This window comes from Stenotrophomonas sp. P5_B8 (assembly GCF_054049855.1).
In genome coordinates, this window is record NZ_JBFULO010000510.1 from 1 (window position 1) to 2,412 (window position 2,412).

Annotated in this window: 4 protein-coding genes; all 4 read left to right on the forward strand. The window is 67.7% G+C overall.

All coding sequences use genetic code 11. The features are described 5' to 3' along the window. The coding region (locus tag ACXJKH_RS18720; RefSeq protein ID WP_457321615.1) for an acyl-CoA dehydrogenase family protein at window positions 1-214 on the forward strand (214 nt) is incomplete at its 5' end. Further along, window positions 211-1,008: an enoyl-CoA hydratase gene (locus ACXJKH_RS18725; RefSeq protein ID WP_457321617.1), complete on the forward strand. Its 798-nt coding sequence runs from the start codon at window positions 211-213 to the stop codon at window positions 1,006-1,008. The genes ACXJKH_RS18720 and ACXJKH_RS18725, both read left to right, overlap by 4 nt. Next, on the forward strand, window positions 1,005-2,180 hold the full coding sequence (locus tag ACXJKH_RS18730; RefSeq protein WP_457321619.1) for an enoyl-CoA hydratase/isomerase family protein: 1,176 nt from the start codon (window positions 1,005-1,007) through the stop codon (window positions 2,178-2,180). The genes ACXJKH_RS18725 and ACXJKH_RS18730 overlap by 4 nt, the downstream gene beginning before the upstream one ends. Next, the coding region (locus tag ACXJKH_RS18735) for an NAD(P)-binding domain-containing protein (protein WP_457321621.1) at window positions 2,177-2,412 on the forward strand (236 nt) is incomplete at its 3' end. The genes ACXJKH_RS18730 and ACXJKH_RS18735, both read left to right, overlap by 4 nt.

A 2,412-nucleotide genomic window follows, 5' to 3' on the forward strand; every position in this document is an offset into this window, starting at 1 on the left:
GTGCGCCATGGCCAAACGTTTCGCTACCGATGCCGGTTTCAACATCTGCAACGAGGCGCTGCAGATCCACGGTGGCTACGGCTATATCCGCGAATACCCGATCGAACGTCTGCTGCGCGATTCGCGCGTGCACCAGATCCTGGAAGGCACCAACGAGATCATGCGGGTGATCGTGGCCCGCCACCTGCTCAACACCGAAGAGGAACTGCGATGATGGATTGGCGTACGCATGAACATGTCGGCCTGAAGGTCGAGGCCGACGGCCACGTCGCGGTCATCACGCTCAACAAGCCGCCGGCCCACACCTGGACCGTGCACAGCTTGTCCGCGCTGCGCGACCTGGTTGGTGCGCTCAATGCCGACAAGGCCATCTACGCCCTGGTGATCACCGGTGACGGCGAGAAGTTCTTCTCGGCCGGTGCCGACCTGAAGCAGTTCGCGTCAGGCGACAAGGCTGCCGCACGCGAAGCCGCACGCCGCTTCGGTGAAGCCTTTGAAGCCTTGTCCGGTTTCCGTGGCGTGTCCATCGCCGCGATCAACGGCTATGCGATGGGCGGCGGCCTGGAATGTGCGCTGGCCTGCGACCTGCGCATCATCGAAGAACACGCCCAGGTTGCATTGCCGGAGGCCACCGTCGGCCTGCTGCCGTGCGCCGGCGGCACCCAGAACCTGCCGCGCCTGGTCGGCGAAGGCTGGGCCAAGCGCATGATCCTGCTCGGCGAGCGCATCGATGCAGACACCGCGCTGCGCATCGGCCTGGTCGAAGAGAAGGTCGGCAAGGGTGCCGCCAAGGCGCTGGCGCTGGAGTGGGCGCACAAGGCCGGCAAGCAGAGCCCGACCAGCATCGCCGCCTGCAAGACCCTGGTGCAGGCCACCCGCACCGGCACCCATGGCTCGGCGCTGGTGGCCGAGCGCGAAGCCTTCGTCGATCTGTTCGACAGCGCCGACCAGGTCGAGGGCGTGAGCGCCTTCCTGGAAAAGCGCGCCGCGCAGTGGAAGAACGCATGAGCAGCGCCGACGCCAGCGACGAAGCACCGGTGCTGTTCGAAGAGCGCGCTGCCGACAATGGCACGCGCATCGGCATCGCCACGCTCAATGCCCCGCGCACGCTCAATGGCTTCTCGTTGCCGATGGCGCACCTGCTGCGCGAGCGGCTGCAGGCCTGGGCCAACGATGACGGCATCGCGTTGGTGGTGTTGCAGGGCGCGGGCGAGAAAGCCTTCTGCGCCGGCGGTGACCTGCACAGCCTGTATCGCAGCATGGTCGACTACCGCGCCAGCGGCAGCACCGACATCCGCGACAACGTCTATGCCGCCGAATTCTTCGACGTCGAGTATCGCGTCGATTACGCCATCCACACCTATCCCAAGCCGATCCTGTGCTGGGGCCATGGCATCGTCATGGGCGGTGGCATCGGACTGATGTCCGGCGCCAGCCACCGCGTGGTCAGCGAGCGCTCCAGGCTGGCGTTCCCTGAGATCACCGTGGGCCTGTTCCCCGACGTGGGCGGCAGCTGGTTGCTGCCGCGCGTGCCGGGCCGGGGCGGCTTGTTCCTGGCGTTGACTGGCGCACCGCTCAATGCCGGCGATGCCATCTATGCCGGCCTGGCCGATATCCACATCGCCGAGGCGCAGCGCGAGGCCGTGCTCGCCGCCCTCGCCGAGGTGCATTGGAGCACCGAGGCCAAGCGTAACCACGACCAGCTCAGCGCACTGCTGCAGCAGCATGCCAGCGACGCGGCCACCGGCCCGCTGCTGCGCAACGCGGCCGCCATCGATGCGCTGTGTGACGGCGACGATGTGGTTGCCATCGTCGATGCGGTCCTCGCGTTGGAGACCGAGGACGCCTGGCTGAAAACCGCACAGGCCATGCTCGCCGCCGGTGCGCCCGGCTCGGCCCGGCTTGCCTTCGAGCTGCAGCGCCTGGCCGAGGGCCTGTCGCTGGCCGAGGTCTATCGCCTCGAGTACATCGCCGCCCTGCATGCCGCCGCCCACGGCGATTTCGCCGAAGGCATCCGCGCCCTGTTGATCGACAAGGACCGCAACCCGCAGTGGCAGCCACGCGCCCTGGCTGACGCCACCGCGCCGTGGGCCCAGACCTTCTTCGCATCCCCCTGGTCTGACGCCGCGCATCCGCTCGCCGACCTCGGTACCACCGTTCCTGAAAGGAGCCTCGCATGAGCCGTATTGCATTCATCGGGTTGGGCAACATGGGTGGCCCGATGGCCGCCAACCTGGCCAAGGCTGGCCACGCCGTGCGCGTGTTCGACCTGGTGCCTGCCGCCGTGCAGGCGGCGGTCGACGCCGGCGCCGCCGCCGCGCACTCCGCGCTGGATACGCTGACCGACGCCGAGATCGTGATCTCAATGCTGCCGGCCAGCCGCCATGTCGAAGGTGTCTACCTCGGTGATGA

Excerpts from the sequence above, each read along its gene's own strand:
- ACXJKH_RS18730 (WP_457321619.1), top strand. The coding sequence starts at position 1,005 with ATGAGCAGCGCCGACGCCAGCGACGAAGCACCGGTGCTGTTCGAAGAG.
- ACXJKH_RS18725 (WP_457321617.1), top strand. The coding sequence starts at position 211 with ATGATGGATTGGCGTACGCATGAACATGTCGGCCTGAAGGTCGAGGCC.